Source organism: Cupriavidus sp. 8B (genome assembly GCF_054589115.1).
Genome location: NZ_BAAILO010000299.1, coordinates 1 through 18,234, shown reverse-complemented (window position 1 = coordinate 18,234; position 18,234 = coordinate 1). Strand labels below are relative to the sequence as shown.

Sequence of the window (18,234 nt, the reverse complement as noted above, 5' to 3'; positions counted from 1 at the left end):
GTCCGGCGAGCCGTGCCTTGCGCGCGGCTCGCGGGCGGATTCGTCGGCGCAGCGCACGCTAGCGCTGCGCTCCACACCTGGCAATTCTGGCATTTCGCATCATGACTCAACTGAATACTCCCGCACCGCAGATGGATTCCCGCTGGCAATTCTGGATCGACCGGGGAGGCACCTTCACGGACATCGTCGCGCGCCGGCCTGACGGCACCCTGACGACCCACAAGCTGCTGTCGGAGAATCCTGAGCAGTACCGTGATGCTGCCGTCGCAGGCATTCGTCACTTGCTGGGCCTTGTCGCCGGCGAGCCGATCACCTCGGCGCAGGTGGAAATGGTCAAGATGGGCACTACCGTGGCGACCAACGCGTTGCTGGAGCGCAAGGGCGAGCCCACCGCGCTGGTGACCACGCGCGGCTTCCGCGATGCGCTGCGCATTGCCTACCAGAACCGGCCGCGACTGTTCGATCTCGATATCGTGCTGCCCGAGTCTCTGTACGACGAAGTGGTGGAGATCGACGAGCGCATCGGCGCGCACGGCGAGGTGGTGAGCGAACTCGACCTGCAGAGCGCCCGCCGTGCGCTCGAGGCCGTGCACGGCAAGGGCACACGCGCGCTGGCCATCGTGCTCATGCACGGCTATCGTCACCAGGCGCACGAGAAGGCCGTGGCCGCGCTGGCCCGCGAGATCGGCTTTGCGCAAGTGTCCGTCTCGCACGAGGTGTCGCCGTTGATGAAGCTGGTCTCCCGCGGCGACACGACCGTCGTGGACGCGTACCTGTCGCCGATCCTGCGCCGCTATGTGGAGCAGGTGGCCGGCGAGATGCCCGGCGTCAACCTGCAGTTCATGCAGAGCAGCGGCGGCCTGACGCGCGCCGACAACTTCCAGGGCAAGGATGCCATCCTGTCCGGACCCGCCGGCGGCATCGTCGGCATGGTGAGGGCGTCGACGCAAGCCGGCTTCCCGCGCGTGATCGGCTTTGACATGGGCGGCACCTCCACCGATGTCTCGCACTATCACGGCGAGTTCGAGCGCGTGTTCGAGACCCAGGTGGCGGGGGTGCGCATGCGCGCGCCCATGATGAGCATCCACACGGTGGCAGCGGGCGGCGGCTCCGTGCTGGGGTTCGATGGAACGCGCCTGCGCGTGGGGCCGGAATCGGCCGGCGCCAATCCGGGGCCGGCGGCATATCGCCGCGGCGGTCCGCTTGCGGTCACGGATTGCAACGTGATGCTAGGCAAGATCCAACCCGAATACTTCCCGAAGATGTTCGGACCGCAGGCGAACGAGGCGCTCGACCGCGACGCCGTGGTGCGCAAGTTCACCGCGCTGGCCGACGAGATCGCCGCGGCGACCGGCAAGCGCCAGACCCCCGAAGCCCTGGCCGAGGGCTTCCTGGAGATCGCAATCGGCAGCATGGCCAATGCGATCAAGAAGATCTCGGTACAGCGCGGCCACGATGTCTCGAACTATGTACTGACGACGTTCGGCGGCGCGGGCGGCCAGCATGCATGCGGCGTGGCCGATGCGCTGGGCATGACGCAGGTGCTGGCGCATCCGCTGGCAGGTGTCTTGTCGGCGTACGGCATGGGCCTCGCGGAACAGACAGCGATGCGCGAGCGCGCGGTCGAATCGATACTGAGCGACGCGGCATTGCCCGAACTCGAGGCCGCGCTCGACGCGCTGTCCGCCGACGCGCAACGCAGCCTCCTCGCGCAGGGCGTGGCGGCTGAGCGCATCGATACGATCCGGCGCGTGCATCTGCGCTACGACGGCACCGACTCGGCCATCGCAGTGCCGTTCGGCTCCGTGGCGGCGATGCGTGCGGCGTTCGAGGCAGCTTATCGCCAGCGCTACTCCTTCCTGATTGACGGCGCGCAGCTGATTGCCGAAGTGGCATCCGTCGAGGCCATCGGGCGCTCGGACGCGCCGGTGGACATCGCGCCGCTCGTCCGGCGCGAATCGGGAGCGCCGCAGCGCGTGGCAACCGTGCGCATGTACGCCGGCGGCGCCTGGCTCGACACCGGCCTGTTCCAGCGTGATGCGCTACTCGCCGGGGATACGCTCGACGGTCCCGCGATCGTGGCGGAAAAGAGCGGAACCACGGTGATCGAGCCCGAGTGGCGCGGCGAGATGACTGCGCAGGGCAACCTGGTGCTCACGCGGGTGCTTGCGCGTGCCGCGCAGCGCGCGCTCGATACGGCGGTCGATCCGGTGCGCCTCGAGATCTTCAACAACCTGTTCATGTCGATCGCGGAGCAGATGGGCCTGCGTTTGCAGAACACGGCGTACTCCGTGAACATCAAGGAGCGGCTCGATTTCTCCTGCGCGATCTTTGACCGCGACGGCAATCTCATTGCCAATGCCCCGCACATGCCGGTACATCTCGGCTCGATGGGCGAGAGCATTCGGACCGTAATCGAACGCAATCGCGGCAAGATGCGTGACGGCGATGTCTTCATGCTCAACGATCCGTACCATGGCGGTACCCATCTGCCGGACGTGACCGTCATTACACCAGTCTTCCATGAGCGCGGTGCGGAGCCTCTGTTCTACGTGGGCTCGCGCGGCCACCATGCGGACATCGGCGGCATCACGCCGGGCTCCATGCCCCCCGACTCGCGTCACGTCGAGGAGGAGGGCGTGCTGATCGACAACTGGCAGTTGATCGCGGGCGGCACGCTGCGCGATGCCGACACGCGCGCGTTGCTGGCCTCGGGGCGCTATCCCGCGCGCAACATTGACCAGAACATGGCTGACCTGCGCGCCCAGGTGGCGGCGAACCAGAAGGGCGTGGACGAGCTGCGTCGCATGGTGGGCGCGTTCGGCCGCGATGTGGTGCTGGCCTATATGGGCCACGTGCAGGACAACGCGCAAGCCGCGGTGCGCCGCGTCGTCGGTGCCTTGAAGGACAGCAGCTACCGCTATCCGCTCGACAATGGCGCCGTGATCGAAGTGGCGATTCGTGTCGATCCCGACAAGCAAGGCGTGACGATCGACTTCACCGGAACGTCGGCGCAGTTGCCGAACAATTTCAACGCGCCGAAGGCGGTCTGCATGGCGGCGGTGCTGTATGTGTTCCGCACGCTGGTGAAGGACGACATCCCGCTCAATGCCGGCTGCCTCAAGCCGTTGCGCGTGATCGTCCCGGAGGGGTCGATGCTCAACCCTGTCTTTCCGGCGGCGGTGGTATCGGGCAACGTGGAAACGTCGTCCGCGATCACGAACGCGCTCTATGGTGCGCTGGGGGTTGTGGCGTCGAGCCAGGGAACGATGAACAACTTCACGTTCGGCAACGCCCGCTACCAGTACTACGAGACCATCTCCGGCGGCAGCGGCGCAGGCGACGGCTACCATGGTACCGATACGGTCCAGACGCATATGACCAACTCGCGCCTGACGGATCCGGAGATTCTCGAGTGGCGCTATCCGGTCAGGCTCGACAGCCACGTGATCCGCCACGGCTCGGGCGGCGCCGGGCGCTGGCGGGGCGGCAACGGCGCGATCCGACGCGTGCGCTTCCTGACGCCAATGATCGCCTCGATCTTGTCGAACAACCGCGTGCACGCGCCTTTCGGCGTGGCGGGCGGTGGCGCCGGTGCACTCGGCAACAACTACATTGAGCGCGCGAACGGCACCCGGGATGCGTTACCGCACATCGGCAGGGCCGAGATGCAGCCGGGCGACGTCTTCGTGATCGAGACGCCCGGAGGGGGAGGGTACGGCCGCGAATAGGCGAAAGCGCGGCAACCGCTATTGCCCCGCTCGTGAGCAGCTTTCCGACGCTGGTGCTTCGCGATGGCAACAAGCAGTATCAGGTGGCGGCGGGCTACGCATCGGCAGACAACGTGGCGAGGCAGCTGGAGCGCGTGCTGGACGCGGTATGTGCGGCGGCCTGATACGGTGGCTGGGGATGGTTGTTGGAACGCTTGCCTTGCCGGCAGGCGGCTGAATGAGGGCCCGGAAGCATCCTTCCGGGCCCTTCGCGTTAGCCGAAAGTGAAGACGAAGGCCTGGACGCCCGGGTCCAGGAAACGGATGTCGAGGGTGTGCTCGCCGACCGTACCCGACTGGCGAACGAGCTGGTAGAGCTTGGTCTGCGTGACGGTGCCGTTGCCATCCGCGTCGATATCGGTGCCGTGGTCGGCGCCGGGCGCCTTGCCGTCGATCATGACGCGCAAGCGCACCGGCTTGCCGTCGGCGCCGGGGCCGAGGACGAGGTGCAGGTCGCGTGCACGGAAGCGGTAGGCGATGCCGCCGCCGGCACGGTTGAGCGTGGCTTGTTCGGCCTCCACGGTCCAGTTGCCGCTCAGGCCCCAGCGATTCAGGCGCGGCTCGGGGATGGTGTAGTCGCGTGCGGCGCCGGCGCGCAGGCCCTCGGGCGAAGCGAAGCTGGATGCCTGTTGGTAGCCGATATAGGTCTCGCGCGAGCGCAGGTTGTCCAGGTCCGGCGCCGCTTGCGCACCGGACGTGTCGATCCTGACCGGCCCGGTGGCGGCTTTTTGCGTGCCGGCCTCCTTCAGCAAGGCCTGGATGACAGCCTCGGACTGTTCATAGTTGCCCTCGCCGAACTGGTGGTGGCGAATCTGCCCGCTGGCATCGATGAAGTAGAGCGCCGGCCAGTAGCTGTTGCCGAACGCCCGCCAGATCCGGAAATCGCTGTCCACCGCAACCGGGTAGCGGATCTTGAATTGCTCGACGGCCTGGCGCACGTTGCCGATCCGCTTCTCGAAGGCGAACTCGGGCGTATGCACGCCGATCACTACCAGCCCCTGGTCCTTGTATTTATCCGCCCAGGCGCGGATATAGGGGAGGGTGCGGATGCAGTTGATGCAGGAGTATGTCCAGAAATCCACCACGACGACCTTGCCGCGCAACTGCTCGCTTGTCAGCGGCGGGGCGTTGAGCCACCCGATCGCGCCGTCGAGCGACGGGAGCCGGCCTTCGTCGGGCAAGCCGCTGTTTCGGGCGAGTAGCCCCTCGGCCGCTACGCGCATCATGCCGCCGCCGGCTGCCTCCGTGGTTACCGCGGACGTTGCCGGTGTGGGCCGGCTTGCGTGGATCGCGCTAACCAGTGTCTGTTCGAACTGCGTGGCTTGCGCGCCCGGAAGCATGGCAAGGAGACCGGTGTCCGCCCCGGCCGTGACCGCCGCCACGACGCCGAGCACTGCCGCGCCGAGGCCGCGGCGGATCCATGCGCCGGCCCGCAGGGACCGCTTGAGGGTCCCCAGGATACGCCCCCCGACGGCCAGCGCCAGGGCCAGCGACGTCGCCGCGCCCGCCGCATAGGCCATCAACAGCACCGAGGTATGAGCCTGGGCGCCGTGCAGGAAAGCGCCGGCGAGCACCAGTCCCAGGATGGGTCCCGCGCACGGTGTCCATACCAGGCCGGTGGCGACGCCGACCATCAGCGCGTAGCCGAAGGTGGGCACGGGGCCGGCGGCGCCCAGGCGCGGGAGAAGACGATCGGCAAGTGTCATGAGCGGGCGCGCAACTGCGCTGGCCACCTGCGCAGACAGCAGGGTCAGGCCGAAGAGCGTCAGCAGCGCGAGCGCAACGTAACGGCCGTGGTGGCTGGCCTCGATCGCCCAGGTGCCGCCCACCGCCCCAAGCGTGGCGACGAGCGAGAAGGTCAGGACGAGGCCGACGAGCATCGGCAGCGTGTAGCGCAGGAAAGGCTGCTCCGCGCGTGCGAACACAAAGGGCACGACGGGGAGAATGCATGGACTCAGTATCGTCAGCATGCCCCCGAGATAGGCAATCAGGAAAGTGGGCATCATCGTCCTCCAGGATGGGTGGCCGCGGCGACGTCATGCACCCGCGATACCCGTGATGAGACACGAGCCGCACGTCCGCGATGTATCGGCGACGGGCAGGGCCGGTAAGGAACGGTGTCAAGGCCACAGTCCGATACGTTGCGATACAAAGCGGGGGCGCCTGCGGTGCGCCGGTTCAGTCACACCTTGCTTCCCGGCAGGCATGCCGGGCTCCCTTTTGCAAAGATCCCGAGCGCGGCATCCTGCGGCCCTTCGGGGTGCTGCCTGCCCGTGCTCCCATAGCTCTTCCTTCTCGCAACCGCGACGATCGATTAACCGCAACGATCGATTTTGTATTCGTTTGTATCGCTTGCCCAGTGCGATACGTGTGCTCACAGCGCTACCGCCAAGTCGCTATGGACCAGATACATCGGTCGCCTTAAATGCATCCTGTAGCGCGGCGGCGGCAGCAAAGAGCAGAGGATCCGCCGGCGTTGCAACATTGGCCGCGCCGGACACCGGCGCAACGGCTCTATACGTAACCCTGGAATTCATCATGAGAATCATCAACGTCGCAACCTTTACAAAGCGCTTTGTCTCGATCGTTGCCCTTGCGGCCGCCGCAGGCGGGGTGCAGGCTGTGTCCGCGGCCGACCTGGCTTCCGCTCATGGCTATGGCCCTGGCGCCGCCGCTGCGCGCATCGGAGAGCGTGACCCGTTCATTGACGGCGCACGAAAGGGCGAGCGTGACCCGTTCACGGATGGCGCGCGTATTGACGAGCGTGACGTCTACACGGATGGCGCCCGCAATGTGGATGGCTCCGCCCGATTCGTTGCAAGCCTGGATCGCATCGGCGTCTGGGCGTCGCCTGCCCGAAGTGCAGTTGCCGCGGCCACGCTCGCCCGCATCAGCAATCGCGATGGCTATACCGAAGGCGACCATGCCGCAGATCCCCACTTGGTCGGATAGCGCGTCCCGCAGCGGTGATGACCGCCTGGTTTGATCGTATGCGATTGATAGACAGCTTTTTATATTTGCTTTTCATATTTCTAGCAAGGAGTCTCCACCATGACCCAAATCGAAAAAGTACTTTACACAGGCAGAACCCACACCTCCTCCGGTGGGCGCAACGGTACATCGCGCAGCGCTGATGGCCGCCTGGACATTCAGCTTTCGTCTCCTGGTTCGCCGGGCAACGGCACCAATCCGGAACAGCTGTTCGCCGCCGGCTGGTCGGCCTGCTTCATTGGCGCGATGGGGATCGCTGCTGGCAAGATGAAGGTCGCTCTCCCGCCTGACTTGGCCATTGACGCAGAAGTGGACCTGGGCACAACTGGAGACGCATACTTGCTTCAAGCTCGTCTCAATGTCCGCGTGCCGGGTCTGGAGCGCGAAGTCGCCCAGGCGCTGGTGGACGCCGCGCACCAGACGTGTCCATACTCCAAAGCCACACGGGGCAATATCGACGTCGTGATCAACCTGGTCTAAGCCGGCGCTTTCGCGAATCCAGCCTGTCCGAGCTGTTCGGGCAGATCGCGCTGCGATACCGTACTCGCAGCGCTTCGACCACCCCCAACGGCGCGGCGGCGGGCTAGTCTTGCGACGAAAGGCAAGGGGGCATTTAATTACCTGGAGGACGTCCAGGGAGGCTCCCATGGAGCGCTGCACAAATTGTGGGTTCGAGAATGCCGTTGGTGCCAATTTTTGTGAGCAGTGCGGCAACCGGCTCCCGCGCCTGTGCGCGCGCTGTGGCCACGAACTGAGTCCGACGGCGCGCTTTTGCAGTGCTTGCGGCGAGCCCGTCAGTGAATTGCCGCAACCCTCCGCCGCCGCCCCCGTTCATTACACGCCGCCGCACCTGGCCGAGCGTATCCGGGCCGAGCAGGCGGCGCTGGAAGCCCGGGGAGAGACCTCTGGCGAACGCAAGACAATCACCGTCCTGTTTGCCGACATGGCGGGCTCGACCGCCCTGATCCACGACCGGGACCCGGAAGAGGCCCATCACCTGATCACCCCCGTCATCGAGCTGATGATGGAGGCCGTGCATTACTACGAGGGGTACGTGGCCAAGTCGTTGGGCGATGGCATTCTCGCGCTGTTCGGCGCGCCTATCGCGCATGAGGACCATACCCAGCGCGCATTGTTCGCGGCGCTGCGCATGCAGGAGGCGATGCGCCGGCACAGCGACCGGCTCCGGCTGGAGCAGGGCATCTCGCTGCAGATCCGGGTGGGCGTCCACACGGGCGAGGTGGTCGTGCGCTCGATCCGCAAGGACGACCTGCACACTGACTATGATCCGGTGGGGCACACGATTCACATTGCCGCGCGGATGGAGACAATGGCCGCGCCCACGTCCATTCTCGTCAGCGAATCCACCCACAAGCTCGCCGAGGGGTATTTCGAGTTCAAGGCGCTGGGAGACGCCCAGGTCAAAGGCATCCCCAAACCGCTCGTGGTCTATGAGGTGCTGGGTCTCGGGGCGTTGCGCACGCGCCTGCAGGTGGCAGCTCACCGCGGCCTGGCTCGCTTCGTCGGCCGCGAAGCCGAACTGGAGGCGCTGCACCTGGCGCTGGACCAGTCCGTGGCCGGGCACGGGCAGATCGTCGCGGTGGTGGGGGAGGCCGGCGTCGGCAAGTCGCGGCTGTTCCACGAGTTCAAGGCGCGCTCGCAGGGCGGATCCCTGGTGCTGGAGACTTTTTCGGTCTCGCATGGCAAAGCCTTTGCCTATCTGCCCCTGATCGAGCTCCTGAAGAACTACTTTCAGATCACCCCCCAGGACGACAAGCGGCGATGCCACGAGAAGGTCACGGGCAAGGTCCTCACGCTGGAGCGCAGCCTCGAGGACCTCATGCCCTACCTGCTCTATCTGCTGGGTATCGGCGAGCCCGGCTCGGCGCTGGCGGACATGGGCGCCGGCCTTCGGCGCGAGCGCACGTTCGAGGCGATCACGCGCCTGCTGAAGCGAGAAAGCAAGAATCAGCCCATTGAGCTGCTGTTCGAAGACCTGCAATGGCTGGATAGCGAGACAGAAGCCTTTCTCGCCTACCTCGTCGAGCGGGCGGCGGACGCCCGGATTCTCCTGCTTGTGAACTACCGCTCCGAGTATCAGTCCGCCTGGGTCAGGCAAGACAATTGCACGGAATTGCGGCTCGCCCCGCTCGGTCCTGCCGAGGCGCAAGGCCTGCTCGGCGTCTTGTTGGGCGATGACCCCGGTCTCGGGCCGCTCAAGCAGCTCATCCTGGAAAAGACCGAGGGCAACCCCTTCTTCATGGAGGAGGTCGTCCAGACCCTCGCCGAGGAAAAGGCGCTGCTCGGTGAGCCCGGCCGGTACCGCATCGAAAAGACCCCGGCCGCGCTGCATATTCCGACCACGGTACAGGGCGTGCTCGCGGCGCGCATGGATCGGCTGCCATCCGCGCAGAAGGAACTGCTGCAGACCCTGGCCGTGATCGGCAAGGCATTCCCGTTGAGCCTGATCCGGCAGGTCACCGGGCAGCCGGAAGACCGTCTGTATCCGTTGTTGGCCGGTCTGCAGGCCGGAGAGTTTATCTACGGGCAACCCGCCTTTCCGGAGGTGGAGTATGCGTTCAGGCACGCGCTGACTCAGGAGGTCGCGGGCAACTCCATGCTCTCGGAACAGCGCGGCGCATTGCATGAACGCACGGGGCGGGCCATCGAGGCCCTCTTCCATCAGCAGTTGAAAGACCACTGCAGCGAACTGGCCCATCACTACAGTCACAGCGGCAACATCCCCAAGGCGGTGGAATACCTGCATTGCGCCGGGCGTCAGGCCGTTGAGCGTTCGGCGCATCTCGATGCCATCCGCCACTTGAGTACGGCTTTGGAACTGCTCGAGCGCCTGCCCGACACGCCGGAGCGCGCACACCAGGAGCTTGCATTGCGCGTCACGCTGGGTCCCGCCCTGATTGCCGCGACAGGTTATGCCTCGCCGGAGGTGGAGGCCACCTATACCCGGGCGCTGACCTTGTGCGAACTCGGCGGTAACACCGCTGAGCGCTTCGAGGTGAAGTTGGGAATGCGCGCATTCTATTCGCTGCGTGCGCAGCACGAGACCGCGTATGCGCTAGGGGAGGCGCTGCTCAGGTTGGCCGAGGATGCGCAAGACACGGCGTTGCTTGGACAGGCGCACATTGGGCTGGGAGGCACTTCGCTCTTTCTGGGCGAGTTCCACAAGGCGCGGGCGCACCTAGAGCGGGGGCTTGCCCACTATGAACCTGAAGGGATTGCCCCTGACGCACTGTTCGGGCTGGATCATGGGGTCCGTGGCCGCAGCCTCCTGGCATGGGTCTTATGGCTTCTGGGTTTTCCGGCGCAAGCCAGCCAGGCCACCCAGGAGGCACTGGCGCTGGCCCGGAAGATTTCTCATCCTTTCAGCCTCGCACTCGGACTGGCCTTTGCGGCCGAGCTGCATCAGTGCCGGCGCGACGCACAACTGACCAGGGAGTGCGCCGAAGCCGCCATCACGCTCTCGACCGAACAAGGGTTTCCCTTCTGGCTCGCATGGGGCACCATCCTGCGGGGCTGGGCGTTGGCCGAGCAGGGGAGCCGTGAAGAGGGCATCCTCCAGATCCGCCGTGGCCTGGCCGCCTACCAGGCCACGGGGGCCGAGCTAGGCCGGCCCTATTTCCTGGCCCTGCTGGCCCAAATCTACGAGGACGCCGGACAAACCGAGGCCGGACTCGACGTGCTGGCCGACGGGCTGTCCATGGTCGGCAATACGCGGGAACGCTACTACGAAGCGGAACTGCATCGGCTCCAGGGGGAATTGCTTCTCCATCGCCCGGGCGGGTCCGTCGACCCCGAAGCGGCGGAAGCGTGTTTTCATCGGGCCATCGCGATCGCGCGGCAGCAAGGCGGGAAGTCGCTTGAGCTGCGCGCGGCGCTGAGCCTCGCCCGGCTATGGGAAAACCAGGGCAAGGCGGAAGCCGCGCGGCAGACGCTAGCCCGGCTTCACGCGTCCTTCACGGAAGGGCTAGACACCGCCGACTGGCAGCAGGCCAAGGCCCTGCTGGATGCCGCGCGACCCTCCGGCCAGCAAGACTGAAGAGCACACTGGCCGGCGGGCGCATCCACCGCGGGGGTTCTGAGCCGGCTTTGAGCGCGCCGCCGAAGCACTCAACTCACGCGGCACCTTCGAGCAGGGCAATGATTTCTTCCGGCCCCTTGAACTTGCGCGGATTGCTGTGGGTCCAGCGGTCCAGCAAGGCGTTGCGGGCAACCAGTTCGAAATCCTTGCGCTCCACGCCGACCTTGTGCAGGCGGTTCGGCATCTCGAGGGCGTCGATCAGCTCGGCCACCAAGTCCGCGGTTTCACGGCTGGCATCGCCGAGCGCCTCGCTCAGCAGCCTCTGCTTTTCCTCGGTCACGGGCTTGTTAAAGCGCAGCACGCTCGGCAAGGTCACGCAGGTGCAATGGCCGTGCGGTACATGGAAGGTACCCGCGAGCACGTGGCCGATGCCGTGGCTGGCACCCATCGGCACCAGCGACCACATGCCCATCTGGGACAGCCACATGCCGGCCTGCGCGTCGGCGCGCGCCTCCATGTCGCCGGGATCCTTCTTGGTGCGCTTGAGCGCATCGGGCAGCGTGCGCAAGGCCTGCAGCGCCGTCCCGTCCACGAAAGGACTGCCATAGGGCGAACAGAACGATTCGACCGCATGGTCGACCGCGCGCATGCCGGTGGACAGCCACAGCCCGAGCGGCGTATGCCGGGTCAGCACCGGATCGAACACCACCGTGCGCGGGATCATGAGCGGGTTGCGGATGCTCTGCTTGAGTTTCTTGACAGGATCGTTGGAGCCGCCGCTCTGGTGGAATTCGCCGCCCGACAAGGTCGTCGGTACCGCGATCTGCCGGACCTTGGGCCCGCGGAAAACCGGCGCCTCGACCACGCCGGTGACCGGGTCTGTCTTGAGGCGGAACGGCTCGAACTGGTCGAGCTCGGTGATATTGTGCTCGAGGCACAGCTGCAAGTTCTTGCCCGCGTCCGTGATTGAGCCGCCGCCCACCGTCACGATCAGGTCCGCATTAGCGGCGCGCGCCACCGCCGCCGCTCGCAGCACGGCATCGCGAGGGATATGGGCCGGGATGTCGTCGTAGATGGCGGCGAAATTCGCGCCCAGCGCATCGCGCAGCTTGTTGATCTCGTCGGTCTTGTTGTTGAGCGTGTTGCTTACCAGCAGGAATACCCGCTTGGCGCCGAGCCGCTCCACCTCCTCCAGGACGACGTCGACAAACGGCCGACCGAAAAATACGCGCTCCATCGGAGGAATGCTGAATGAACCTTGTCTCATCGTGATCCTTTCCATCTAGGTTGGCCGGAGTGTCCGGCGGTGCAACAACATGGCGCAAGGCCGCCCCCGGCGAGGCGCCATCGCCTTGCCGCGGATCTACAAAGGAGATGCGAAGGGAAGCGTGTCGGGCTACGCCGCCAGGACCGCCGCCTCGACGTTGCGAACTACATTGAGCAGGCGCGGGCCCCACTTATCGATGAGATCGCCCGGTGGCAACTGGTAGGAAGGCCCGCAGCAATTGAAACCCAGCACCGCCGTGCCGTCGGCCGAACGGTAAGGCACGCCCACGGCGTTCACGTCCGTTTGCCATTCGCCGACGGACAGGCAAAAGCCCAGTTTCCGGAATGATTCCAGGCCGGCCTCGAGCGAGTCCCGGATCTGGCCGAACTCGGACGGCGCGCGCTGCGACAACTCGGACAAAAGCCCCTCCCGCTCGCTCTCGGACAGCCCGCAGTAGTAGGCCCGGCCCATCGCCGAGGTCGCCAGCGGGACGCGCGAACCGATATTGAGGCGGAAGTTCTGGTTGGCCGCGCTCGCTGCGTTCTCCACATAGAGCATGGTGTGGCGATCGCGCATGCCGATGCCGACCGAAGCGGAGCAGCTGTCGGCCAGCTCCCGCATCAGCGGTCGCGCCAGCTGGCGGACCCGCATGGCGCCCAGCGCCGAAAAGCCCAGCGACACCACCCGCGCCCCCAGGTAGAACTTGGCCTGCGCCTGCGCGTACTCGAGATAGCCATTGGCCAGCAGCGTGTGGGCAAGCCGGGAAACGGTCGCCTTCGGCAATCCCGTGCGCTCCACCAGGTCCTGGATGCCGAGGAAGCGTTCATTGGAGGGAAAGCAGTCCAGCAGCATCAATCCACGCGCGAGCGCCGATACCTGCTCCTTGTCGGTCTCTTCGGTGTCTGGGGTTGTTGCGGTCTTCGTGCTCACGTTCTCGGCTTTATAAATGGAACATGTGTGCCATTATAATCGGACGAGGCCACTTTGCAAGGTGCTAATAAAGCACATAATAATATACAAAAGAAGATTTGACTTTGCTGCAGCGGATCTACCAATATAAAATGAAACTATCGTTCCATTACAACGCGTAGCCGCGAGAGGTCCACGATGTCCCAGCCGTTCTCCACCCCGATCACCGAAATGTTCGGTATCCGCCTTCCCATTGTTGCCGGCGGCCTGCAATGGCTGGCGGATGCCAATTACGTCGCCGCAGCCGCCCGTGCCGGGGCCATGGGGTTCATCACGGCCGCCAGCCTCCCCGACACTGCCGCGCTGCGCGACGAGATCGCGCGCTGCCAGGACCTGGCTGGCGGACTCCCTTTCGGCGTCAATGTGTCGATGCTGCCGGCGCCGGCGCCGGGCGAGCGTGTCGAGGAAACCTTCGACGAGGTGGCGCGCTCGGGCGTGCGCTTCGTGGAAACCTCAGGGCGCAACCCCGAGCCCTATCTGCCGATGCTCCACGCGGCGGGCATCAAGGTATTGCACAAGGCGCCGTCGCTGCGCCACGCGCTCAAGGCCCAGGCGGTCGGCGTCGATGCGGTGTCGGTCGTGGGGGCGGAATGCGGCGGGCACCCCGGGGTCGACCTGATCGGAAGCATGGTCCAGGGCGCGCTCGCCGGCCGCCAGCTCCGCATTCCGGTCTTGTTGGGCGGCGGCATCGGGCTGGGCGCGCAGGTCATCGCGGCGCTGGCGCTCGGCGTTGGCGGCGTGGTCATCGGCACCCGCTTCCTGGTCGCCGAGGAGATCTGGGCCCACCGAGACTACAAGGAAACGCTGCTGCGCCTGCGCGAGACGGATACCGCGCTCATCATGCAAAGCGTGCGCAACACCGTGCGCGCATTGCACAACACCTCGACCGACAAGGTGCTGGAACTCGAACGCACCCACGCCGGGGATTTCGAGATGCTGCGCCCCCATGTGGCGGGACTGCTCGGCCGTAAGGCCTACGAGACCGGGGACGCGAGCGTGGGTGCACTCTCCCTGGGGCAAGCCGTGACGTTCGCGGATCGCATCGAACCCCTCCACGACATCATTGCCCGCATCGAGTCCGAGATGTGCGCGGCACTGGACGGGCTCGGCCGGCTCCGGACGCCCGCCGTGCGTGCCACGGCGGGCGCCGTGCCCGTCGGCTGAGATGGCGCTGCCACCTGACTACCCATTCCATAACGCCCAAGAGGCAAGGAGACAAAAGCCATGAACGTTCCGATCGCAAGGAGGATCCTTTGCATCGCCGCCGCGCTGGCCGGCGCCAGCCTGGCGCTCGGCCCCGCGCCGGCCGGGGCGGCCTACCCGGAAAAGCCGATCAGGCTGGTTGTGCCGTTCCCGCCCGGCGGCATCACCGACGTGCTGGCCCGGAACCTGGCCCATCATGCGCAGCAGGCCATGGGCCAGACCATGATCGTGGACAACCGCGCCGGCGGCAGCGGCGTGATCGGCACGGACGCGGTGGCGAAGTCGGTGCCCGATGGCTACACGGTGTTGCTGGCGGCGATCGGCCAGGCCGTGGTGAATCCTCACCTTCTCAAGAAACTGCCCTACAATGCCGCCGACATCAAGCCGGTCTCGCTCATCGCGCAAGGCCCCAATGTGCTCGTGGTGAACGCCTCGAGCCCCTACAAGACGCTCGCCGACCTGCTCAACGCGGCCAAGAAGGCGCCCCAGACCATCACCTTCGGTTCGTACGGCAATGGATCCTCGCCGCACCTCGCCGGGGCCATGCTCAGTGAGCGCACCGGCGCCCAGTTCACGCACATTCCCTACAAGGGTTCGTCGCCGGCGATGAACGACCTGCTGGGCGGGCAGACCGCCTTCATGTTCGACAGCCTGATCACGTCCCTGTCCTATCTCAAGGCCGGCAAGCTGCGCGCGCTGGCCATCACCTCCACCGCGCGCAACCCGCTGATTCCCGATGTGCCGACCTTTGCCGAGGCCGGCGTTGCCAATTTCAGCATGGTCTCGTGGTACGGCATCTTCGTGCCCGGCAAGACCCCCACGGATGTCGTTGCCCGGCTGAACATGGAGATCGCTGACTTTGCCAGGACGCCGGCCATCCGCAAGCAGTTCGCCGACCAGGGCCTGGAGCTGGTATCCAGCTCGCCTGCGGACTATGCGAGCTTCTTGGCGGCGGAAGACAGGAAATGGAGCGCCGTCATCAAGCAGGCCAACATCACTGCGGATTAACACCTCAACCGGGATACCCAGGCCATGCCCAACCAACTCACCGGAAATACGTCCACGCGCGAAGAAATCCAGCGCGCCTGCAATGCCGTCCTCGATGCCTTCATGCAGGCGCTGAACGACCACGACGCGGCGGCCATGGACCATTGCATGCACTTTCCCCACACCCGGCTGGCCAACGGCGGCACCGTCGTCTACGAGGCGCCCGGCAACAACCCGATGGACCTGTTCCAGCGGCTCGAGCAGGCGGACGGCTGGTCATACAGCCGCTGGGAATCGCGCGAGGTCGTGCAGTTCAACGCGCGCAAGGCACACGTCCTGCTGAGCTACACGCGCTTGCGCAAGGACCACAGCGTGATTGGCGTCTATGACTCGATGTACGTCATGACCCTGGAGGACAGCGGCTGGGGCATTCAGGCGCGCTCCAGCTTCGGGCCCTGAGCGACCTTTGAATCTCCACGAAGCGGGTTGCACATTCTGAGGTAGCAATCGCGTCGGGACGCCATGACTGGGCGCGGTGTCCGGGCAAAACTTGCCCGGACGATCGCGCGTCTGACCCCTCAAGAGCCGCGGTCGCTCTCAACGCACGCCTGGCCATCCAAATATTGGAGAGCGCGAACGGCGTCGTGATCTGTCATGAAAACCCTGTTTCTTGTGCGGCATGCCAGATCGAGTCGCGACGCCCCGTCCTTGCCCGATCGGCAGCGACCGTTGGACAGTCGCGGCCGCCATGTCGCGTCCAAGATGGGCAAGCGCCTGGCTGATAGTAGCTTTCGCCGCCACTCCCGCCGCGGCATTGCCTGTGCTCGGGCTCGCCGGCGCGGTCCTCCGGATCCGCACTTGGATGTAGATTCATCGAAGGCCGAAACCGCGTACGTCCCGGTCGAATTCCGGCATCGGCATGGCAGATCCTGAACGCATTACCTCGCACCGCGTGCATCAGTTTGCCGTCTGCCGCTGTCACTGCAGATGCTGACCACCGTTGATCGCAATATTGGCTCCGGTCAGGAAGGCCGCTTCGCGCGAGCATAGGTACACGATCAGGGCCGCCACTTCCTCTGGTTCTCCCAGGCGGCCAACCGGGATTTGCGGAATGATCTTGGTCTCCAGGATCTCCTGCGGCACCGCCGTCACCATCTTGGTTGCAATGAAGCCCGGAGACACGGTGTTGACTGTCACGCCGCTCCTGGCCACCTCGAGCGCCAGCGACTTTGTGAAGCCATGCATGCCCGCCTTGGCCGCGGCATAGTTGGTTTGACCAAAGCCGCCTTTTGAGCCAATGATGGACGAAACATTGACGATGCGCCCCCAGCCGCGCTTAACCATCTCCTCGCACACCGGCTTGGTCATATTAAACACCGAATCGAGATTGGTCCGCATGACCGCGTCCCAGTCGACCTTCGCCATCTTTCTGAAGCTCATATCCCGGGTGATTCCGGCGTTGTTGATCAGAATGTCGACAGGGCCAAGTTCCGCCCGAATCCTTGCGACACACTGCTGGCATGAATCGTAATCGGCCACGTCGACAGGATAGGCATGGAATCGGTGTCCGCCTTCCCGCATCCGCGCCAGCCAGCTGGCCACACCTGTGTTGCTCGGGGTGTGAGTGACAATCACCTCGCAATCTGTTTCCTGCAGCTTAGTGCTGATGGCCTCTCCCAGCCCTCCCATACCCCCCGTTACCAGGGCAACTCTCGTCGTCATGATTTGAATCCTCCATAAATTGCGTGATAACGCGGTCGATGACTCGGCCGGAGGCGGGTGGCCGACCCCTGGCCTGCCGCAGGGCGCTCTGGCTTGCTGCGGCACCGTGATCCTAAGGGCCCGCGGCGGCCGTGGCCGCCATGGCGGATTATTGCCGGCTTGCTCAAGCAGCCCGTAGCTTCACAGACCTGGAGGCCGCTCCAGCGGCAGTACTGAAATTGCTTTCCGCAACTTGTGCCGCCTGCTTTGCCGTCGACTGCAGGGTCTCGTATAGCGTGTGGGTTGCATCGATTACCGATTGCCAGGCGGCGACCGCTGGCCCGGAACCCGCCGCGCTGTCAAGGAGACGCTGCACCCCGCGCTTGTTTGCGTCATAGTGCGCTTCAGCTGCCTTGTCGAACTCGGCCCGCGTTGCCGAGGCAATTTCAAAAAATTGCAGGCGATACGCGAGCGCCTTGTCTGTCGCCGGCTTGAGCAACTGGATCTGCAACGCCACCCATTCCTGTGGGTTCTTGACCGACAGGGCTTTGCGCGCGGTCTCATTAGTCTCGGACAGCGCCGCTTTCATGGTCTGGAGATTCAGTGCGAGCAGTTTCTCGAAGCCTTCGAAAGCTTTGCTCGTCAGCCCAGCCAAGGCATCAACACTTGCCTTCTGTGCCTCCAGGATTTGCTCGGGGGACAGCTGATTCATTGCAACTCCCTATTGCGACCCACGCCCCGTGCTATCCCATGACAGCACATCGGTGGAGCCGGGTGATCTGAAAAACGCGGCGTAACCGGGCGTCGAGGAACGTCCCGAGGCGCCAGAGTCTGAACGCGCGCTCGCGCCCGTGGGGGTGTCCGACCGGCGCGCTACGCCCTTATCCTGCGGCACGACGTGCCAGATCTGCACTGCGGAGGACACAGCCAAAGTCTTTAAGCAAGGCATGGCCCTGCATGGTTAGCTGTGGTCGGCGAGAGCCTGGCGTTAGCCTTTGGAGGCTACGAGTAGACGCTCCACCAGCGTCTCGTTCACACGATCGCCATGGTGGTATGGTCAGCGTTGCCCCCAACCAAGTTGAGCTGGCTTGTAGTCATCAGCAGCGTCATCTCCTAATCTCGCGTGCAACCACAGAACTTATCAGTCACTTTATGCCAAAATAAATTAAACCGGCTATTTATTTTTTTAAAATCAGAGTTAATTTATTTTTTCAGGGCGGTTTCAAGTCCCAAGTGCAACACCCCGTCAGTGAATTGAAGTTGGGGGATGAGAAACTTGTTTGAGCATACGAGCGAACACCTCGAGTG

Annotated in this window: 13 protein-coding genes; 8 read left to right on the top strand and 5 right to left on the bottom strand. The window is 64.9% G+C overall.

Annotated features, from left to right (window positions below):
• Positions 1-101: 101 nt before the first annotated feature.
• Together ACYP5B_RS29575 and ACYP5B_RS29570 are read left to right on the top strand one after the other, a co-directional pair.
• On the top strand, positions 102-3,731 hold the full coding sequence (locus ACYP5B_RS29575) for a hydantoinase B/oxoprolinase family protein (protein WP_459572023.1): 3,630 nt from the start codon (positions 102-104) through the stop codon (positions 3,729-3,731).
• Positions 3,732-3,763: 32 nt separating this feature from the next.
• Positions 3,764-3,895, top strand: coding sequence for a hypothetical protein (locus tag ACYP5B_RS29570; protein ID WP_400094655.1), 132 nt, complete (start codon positions 3,764-3,766; stop codon positions 3,893-3,895).
• A gap of 89 nt (positions 3,896-3,984) precedes the next feature.
• On the opposite strand, the gene ACYP5B_RS29565 is transcribed toward ACYP5B_RS29570, so the two are convergent.
• Entirely contained in the window at positions 3,985-5,772 is a 1,788-nt protein-coding gene (locus ACYP5B_RS29565; RefSeq protein WP_459572120.1) for a cytochrome c biogenesis protein DipZ, read from the bottom strand.
• A gap of 535 nt (positions 5,773-6,307) precedes the next feature.
• On the opposite strand from ACYP5B_RS29565, the gene ACYP5B_RS29560 reads away from it, so the two are divergent.
• From ACYP5B_RS29560 to ACYP5B_RS29550, 3 genes are all read left to right on the top strand, one after another.
• Positions 6,308-6,721: a hypothetical protein gene (locus ACYP5B_RS29560; protein WP_459572022.1), complete on the top strand. Its 414-nt coding sequence runs from the start codon at positions 6,308-6,310 to the stop codon at positions 6,719-6,721.
• A 99-nt stretch (positions 6,722-6,820) separates the two neighbouring features.
• Positions 6,821-7,240, top strand: a complete 420-nt coding sequence (locus ACYP5B_RS29555; RefSeq protein WP_400104005.1) for an organic hydroperoxide resistance protein — start codon at positions 6,821-6,823, stop codon at positions 7,238-7,240.
• A 166-nt stretch (positions 7,241-7,406) separates the two neighbouring features.
• Positions 7,407-10,817: an ATP-binding protein gene (locus ACYP5B_RS29550; protein WP_400103052.1), complete on the top strand. Its 3,411-nt coding sequence runs from the start codon at positions 7,407-7,409 to the stop codon at positions 10,815-10,817.
• A 76-nt stretch (positions 10,818-10,893) separates the two neighbouring features.
• Here the strand turns inward: ACYP5B_RS29550 and ACYP5B_RS29545 are convergent, their stop codons facing one another.
• Positions 10,894-12,036, bottom strand: a complete 1,143-nt coding sequence (locus ACYP5B_RS29545) for an iron-containing alcohol dehydrogenase (RefSeq protein ID WP_459572021.1) — start codon at positions 12,034-12,036, stop codon at positions 10,894-10,896.
• 159 nt (positions 12,037-12,195) lie between these two features.
• The gene (locus ACYP5B_RS29540; RefSeq protein WP_459572020.1) at positions 12,196-12,996 is read right to left on the bottom strand and encodes an IclR family transcriptional regulator; all 801 of its coding nucleotides are present in this window, start codon (positions 12,994-12,996) and stop codon (positions 12,196-12,198) included.
• Between the two features lie 177 nt (positions 12,997-13,173).
• Here ACYP5B_RS29540 and ACYP5B_RS29535 point away from each other — a divergent pair, with 177 nt between their 5' ends.
• From ACYP5B_RS29535 to ACYP5B_RS29525, 3 genes are read left to right on the top strand one after another with little or no spacing between them, the layout of a single operon-like run.
• Complete coding sequence (locus ACYP5B_RS29535; RefSeq protein ID WP_459572019.1) at positions 13,174-14,199, top strand: NAD(P)H-dependent flavin oxidoreductase; 1,026 nt, start codon at positions 13,174-13,176, stop codon at positions 14,197-14,199.
• 60 nt (positions 14,200-14,259) lie between these two features.
• The gene (locus tag ACYP5B_RS29530; RefSeq protein WP_267602511.1) at positions 14,260-15,246 is read left to right on the top strand and encodes a Bug family tripartite tricarboxylate transporter substrate binding protein; all 987 of its coding nucleotides are present in this window, start codon (positions 14,260-14,262) and stop codon (positions 15,244-15,246) included.
• A 24-nt stretch (positions 15,247-15,270) separates the two neighbouring features.
• Positions 15,271-15,684 (top strand): hypothetical protein, encoded by a 414-nt coding sequence (locus ACYP5B_RS29525; RefSeq protein WP_459572018.1) that lies wholly within the window; start codon positions 15,271-15,273, stop codon positions 15,682-15,684.
• Positions 15,685-16,203: 519 nt separating this feature from the next.
• On the opposite strand, the gene phbB is transcribed toward ACYP5B_RS29525, so the two are convergent.
• Positions 16,204-16,947 carry an acetoacetyl-CoA reductase gene (gene phbB / locus ACYP5B_RS29520; protein ID WP_318233734.1) on the bottom strand — a complete coding sequence of 248 codons (744 nt, stop codon included), beginning with the start codon at positions 16,945-16,947 and terminating at the stop codon, positions 16,204-16,206.
• Positions 16,948-17,110: 163 nt separating this feature from the next.
• Complete coding sequence (gene phaP / locus ACYP5B_RS29515) at positions 17,111-17,638, bottom strand: TIGR01841 family phasin (RefSeq protein WP_400100819.1); 528 nt, start codon at positions 17,636-17,638, stop codon at positions 17,111-17,113.
• Between the last annotated feature and the right edge of the window lie 596 nt (positions 17,639-18,234).